Consider the following 5,404-nt stretch of genomic DNA (forward strand, 5'->3'; position numbering starts at 1 on the left):
GACAGGCACAAAGATTGCTTCTGCAAGTTCTGACCAAACGGTGAAGCTGTGGGACGTATCTTCTGGTAAAGAACTCAAAACCCTCCAAGGGCATTCAGCTGAGGTGAGGAGCGTCAGCTTTAGCCCCGATAGCAAAACGATTGCTTCTGCAAGTTCCGACAAGACGGTGAAGCTGTGGGACACATCTTCTGGTAGAGAACTCAAAACCCTCCGATATTCAGCAGAAGTGAGGAGCGTCAGCTTCAGCCCTGATGGCAAGATGATTGCTTCTGCAAATTCCGACGGGACGGTGATAGTGTGGAATTTGGATACTGACAATTTACTGTCGCTTGGGTGCAAATGGCTCAAAGATAACCCGTCCCTGCCTTCTGAGACATTAAAAAAACAACAGATTTGTCAACAAACACAAAAAATGTCTGTTGCGCCTGAGTCAGCATGGATTGCCCAAGGTGAGCTAGCGCAAATTAAAACTCCAGATCCCACTTCTGCCCAACAAAAACCTTCAACTCAAACAACAGGCTTTAGTTGTAATTCTTATACTCGTTCTAATCTTTTGACTTACGTTGTCAAGGCTCGTGATCATCGTGTCGGAACTGGTATCCGTTGTGTCAAATTTAGTGATGGTGGAGGCAATACTATTCCTTCATTGGCATGGTACGGTGAAGGTAAATGGGGAGGTAAGACATACCGCCATGTAGGTCATGCTTTTTACAATAATGGTAAGCTTATCGGTTCTGCTTCCAATATTTATGGGAATGGCGAAGATATCAACGGCAACTTTGACAAAAATCTTGACGTAAAAATAGTCAATCAATCAACAATTCGTGTTAAGGATGCATCGGGTGTATGGAATGAAGAGTGGAAGAAGCAAGATTCTCCCATTAAATACGAACCTTTGCCAATGCCTAATACTTGCGGTGGACATTTTGATGAGTATAAGGTTTCTGATTTAAAAAGCAGTCGTCAAGGTGGTTATGGTTTGCGTTGTATCCTCCGTGTAGGAGCTAAAAATACCACTTGGTTTGGCAATGGGAAATGGGAAGATACAATTTATACTCACTTAGGAACCCTTTCCTCTAAGGGTTACGGTGCTGATGATATCTGTTACACTCGAGATCAATTTTGTAACACATTTGAATATGGTTTATTAAAATTAACTCACAACTCTGGTGACTTTGAGGTTACTGGTTCCTGGAGTGAAAAGTGGCATTACAAGAGCGAAAAATTTCAAGGGAGATAGGGGCATACAGCGCGGTAAGCTAAAATTTGGGGATAAACAACTCATTCTTGCTTCTCACGCGGCTAGTGCAATTATAGGCAGTAAAAGCGATTCAAAAAACAAGGAGTCAGTGCGTTAGGCTTTAAACCATATGGCAGAGCACAAATGACTTGTTTTTGTATCAAAGCTTACTTTTTTCATTATGCTTTTAGCATGGCTGCCATCTGCCTTTCTTTTGTCAAACAATTTATGCAGGGCATTTTGGATGGTCACGTTTTCCTTCCCTAATGTGGAGTTTGTCCCCACTTCCACCCAAGCCCTGCAAAAAAAGTAGCTGGTAGTCAAAAGTCGCATTTACTACACTTCTGCCTCGAAAATTTTTCCTCAATGTTCTACTTAACCTTTGCTTTTGGGGCAGATACAAGGGCAATTCTTTGCTCCTTACCAAGAATCATTTGTTGTCCTCCCTTCTAAATGTTCTGGTAAGGGCACAAGAAATTGAACATTGAGGCTTTCCAAAATGGAAAGTACCTAATTGTGTGCAATCTGTTTGTGGTGGTCAAACAGATTGTCAATTTCAGCAGCAAGTGGGTATCCCTTTTGCCAACTTACTGCCAGCTAGATCAGGGATATCGAATTCATGACCGAAGCCAGGTTTGTTAAAATTCGCTCTCCACTGCATCCGGTGTTGGCTTAGTTGCCTCTGTTAATTGACTCTGCTGGCAAGCAAATCAGATTGTCGCCTTGAGTAAGGATTAAGCCACGTTGACGCAATTTACCCATTAAACGGGTGACGGTAACACGAGTCGAACCGATCGCGCTGCCAATTTGAGCATGGGTGAGGGGGAAAGGCAGGCAATAACCGCGAATCACATCTGGGTCGGTATCGCTCATTGACGGTTCTCCATATTCCTCAATCAACAATGTGAGAAATCCTAAGAGTCGGTCAATCGTGCGTCGTTGTCCCAAGGCACTTAGCCACAGCAGTTTGCGCTGGTGCTGATACCTAAAGGCATCCATGACTTCGCGGCGGAAGTGGGGCCAGTTGTCCAAATCGTGCCAGTACATCCACAGTACAGCAGTTTGGTCTACATGGGCATAGGCCTGGAGCGTGAATGGCGACTGGGCAACAATTTCAAACGGTTGCCCTGCACCAACAAACCCTAAGAAAGCTTCTTCGGGAGTTCTATTGATGCGTCGAGATGTTAGCTGACTTGCAGTTGCACTTACCTGGGCGGTTCCCACCATACGGATCGCACCCCTTTGCACCAAGTACAGCAATCCAGCTCGGGCTGGAATGCGCTCATCTTTGCTAAAGGTGCGGCAGCGGTAGTGTTCCTGAGCCCAATCAAGAATTCGTTGCCAAGTCAAAAAAGGACGTGATGCCTCAGAGAAAGAGGATGGAGATTGCATAGGTAACAAAGAGCGTTCGGCGGAAGACAAAGACGTCATAAAAAGGTGCAAGGAGTGTCAATGTCGGCACAACAGGCATTAAACCTAACTGTACCACTCATCCAAAAGGTAGAAAGCGTAGCTCCTACTCTTTTGTTATACTTCTTACTGTACAATGATGGTAGTAAAATTTACTCTAATTTAATTAAATTTTGCACAATTCTAATTTTTCTTCCCAGAAATTTAACTTCTTTCCTTAGACAGATGACAGAAATCGAAGACATTCAGTCAAGAGTAATGTTACTCGGTTGATTGTGCCAAAAAAATTACTTCAAAATAAGTATGCAGCAATAAAGCAGTTAGTAAACAGCAATTTGGCAATTGCTTTAAGTACTTATGCTAATTCTCAGCCGAAAATATGCATAAAAAATATAAATATTCCTCTATCTCAGGGTAGAGATGATGAGAAGATTGTTTATATTTCAGGTATAGCTTTGCGGCTGGCGAAATTTGAGAAATATCCAGCTATAGAGATTGCCAATGGCATTGTTTCTCATATTTCAGCAAACTATGACAAAGATTTCAATATTCAAGTCGTTTCCCCTGGCTGGATTCACTTGGAAGTGACTCATCGCCTATTAGCTGCTTGGTTGCAGAGTCTTACTTTAGGGGAAGCACGGGAGCTCTTAGTAGGGAGTGAGGGAGTAGGGACAAAGGCAGAGGAAGAAAGAATGTCCATTGGTTCTTTTTCCCCCCTTCCCCCCGCTTTCTGCCCCATTTCCTCTTCTGACCTCACTTCCTCATCTCCCTTTTCTTCCCCAAACTCTGCTTCCTTATTCACTGCTCAATACGCTCATGCACGCTGCTCCTCGCTTTTACGGCTGGCTGTTAACGAGGGATTGATTAAACTGAGGGAATCAAATGTTGATGAGGGTGAAAATGTCAAGCAAAACCTTTTGTTAAGTATTTTTACTCCCAATCCTATTCCTTGGCTCAACAGTGATGAAAAACTGCGCTTCAATCACCCAGCTTCCTATCTCCTGATCAACGAGTTAGTACGAGTGGTAGATAGACTAGAGGGTTCTGATTTTGGTGACTCAGTTAACTGGGAAAAAGCGGCGTTGGATTTAAGTCGAGTTTTTGAAACTTTTTGGTGTAAATGCCGGATTTTCGGCGAGGTGAAAACTGCCTCACCAGAACTCGCTCAAGCCAGAATCGGATTGGTTTTGGCTACACAGTGTGTGTTGAAGTTTGTGTTGGAAGAAAAATTAGATGTTTTTGCTCTCGACGAAGTATAAACAATAAAATCCCCAAAAAAATAAACTTTTTTAACAATCATTGACTCGTCATATTTCCTGGGGTATATTATCCAATGTGTGAGGAGCGAACCAGCAGGAGCACCGAGACGAAACACGGCCAGTCGTCGGTGCTCTTTCTGATTTTATCCGTTGTAACTGAAACTCACGGTTATACGGACAAAATTTCCCTATGACTACCCACTACTAACTACTTTTAACACAGTAAAAATCTTTCAATAGCCGCTGCAGCTCCATCACACTCCACGTCAGGAGCTACCCACTGGGCTTTAGCCTGCACTGCTGCTGGTGCATTACCCATCGCTACACCTATACCAGCATACTCCAACATTTCCACGTCATTGAAGTTATCACCAATCGTCATGACGTTAATTCTTTGCACTCCCAGTAATTCTTCGGCTAGGTAACGTACTCCAGTCCCTTTGTTGACACTCGGGTTAGTCGCTTCAAAAAATGTGGCAACAGATGTGGTGAGATATAGTTCGGCTGGGGTGTATTGACTGCGCAAATTTCCCAGTAACTGTTCAATAATATTTGTGTCATCGCACAATGCCAAAATTTTTGTGGGTTCATTGCTGGTGACTTGGCGTAAGTCTCCCACAGCAATAGGGGTAATTCCACTACGTTGTGCATAAAGTTCTGTTTCCCTGGTTATTTCACGGACATAAAGCTGATCGTTGATATAGAAGTGAACAGATAAGACCGTTCGTAACTCCGGTTGTTCAAAATAGTCTAGAAGCTTGTGTGCTAACTCTCGCGAAACAGGCAAATGGCGATGAATTTTTTGGGTAGCTGGGTCTTGAATCCAAGCCCCTTGGTAAGCTAACAATGGCAGGGTTGAGCCAATTTCTTGATGAAAGCGCAAAGCGGAACGATACATACGACCAGTGGCGATCGCCACTTGAATACCCCGGGAACGCACCGCAACAATTGCCTGCTTCACGGCTGTGCTGATGCTGTTAGATTTTCCTGCGATTGTGCCATCGATATCTACAACCAGCAGTTGAATGTCAAAAGTAGATGTATCCCCAATGCCAGGTGATGCCAATTCTGTGGCAGACACTTTATGCATAATTGATGAGTGAATATTGAAGTTCCAATAAGAGATTAACAGGCTATCACGCTGTAGAGGCTTGCCCTGAGCGTAGCCGAAGGGCGAGTAAGAGTAAAGAGGACTAACAAGAGAATACAAATGAATTCATCTCGTCATCGTGAACAAATTTTTACACAGATATACAGATGGAACTGTGATTAGTATATGGTAAATGCTATAGGAATCCGGTTTGATTTGGTGAATTGACAAAGTAGAGGTAGGGAACGCTTAACAGGGAACAGGGAACAGAAAGTGTACCTAGCTTCGTCAAAAATAAAATATAAGTCCTATATATAGAATGATTTCCACTTACGAGCTACTACTTACAGCAGATTGCAACTACATGAGGTACAGATTATTGTAAGGGCGCAAGGCATTGCGCCC

Annotated in this window: 4 protein-coding genes; 2 read left to right on the plus strand and 2 right to left on the minus strand. The window is 43.4% G+C overall.

Features of this window, described 5'->3' with window-relative positions; translation table 11 throughout:
- Window positions 1-1,240 (plus strand): WD40 repeat domain-containing protein (locus tag DP116_RS29795; RefSeq protein WP_246275813.1); only part of this gene is annotated, 1,240 nt, incomplete at its 5' end.
- Between the two features lie 672 nt (window positions 1,241-1,912).
- Here the strand turns inward: DP116_RS29795 and DP116_RS26725 are convergent.
- The gene (locus tag DP116_RS26725) at window positions 1,913-2,671 is read right to left on the minus strand and encodes a Crp/Fnr family transcriptional regulator (RefSeq protein WP_048870164.1); all 759 of its coding nucleotides are present in this window, start codon (window positions 2,669-2,671) and stop codon (window positions 1,913-1,915) included.
- 254 nt (window positions 2,672-2,925) lie between these two features.
- Between DP116_RS26725 and DP116_RS26730 the strand changes: the two genes are divergently transcribed.
- Window positions 2,926-3,909, plus strand: coding sequence for a DALR anticodon-binding domain-containing protein (locus tag DP116_RS26730; RefSeq protein ID WP_169158021.1), 984 nt, complete (start codon window positions 2,926-2,928; stop codon window positions 3,907-3,909).
- Between the two features lie 214 nt (window positions 3,910-4,123).
- Here the strand turns inward: DP116_RS26730 and DP116_RS26735 are convergent, their stop codons facing one another.
- Window positions 4,124-4,999, minus strand: a complete 876-nt coding sequence (locus DP116_RS26735) for a Cof-type HAD-IIB family hydrolase (RefSeq protein ID WP_169158022.1) — start codon at window positions 4,997-4,999, stop codon at window positions 4,124-4,126.
- Window positions 5,000-5,404 lie beyond the last annotated feature (405 nt).

The sequence above is a fragment of the Brasilonema bromeliae SPC951 genome, assembly GCF_012912135.1.
In the GTDB taxonomy this organism is placed as follows: domain Bacteria; phylum Cyanobacteriota; class Cyanobacteriia; order Cyanobacteriales; family Nostocaceae; genus Brasilonema; species Brasilonema bromeliae.

What these genes read in the sequence shown, in the direction of transcription:
- DP116_RS26735 (WP_169158022.1), bottom strand. Translation starts at nt 4,999, where the DNA reads ATGCATAAAGTGTCTGCCACAGAATTGGCATCACCTGGCATTGGGGAT.
- DP116_RS26725 (WP_048870164.1), bottom strand. Translation starts at nt 2,671, where the DNA reads ATGACGTCTTTGTCTTCCGCCGAACGCTCTTTGTTACCTATGCAATCT.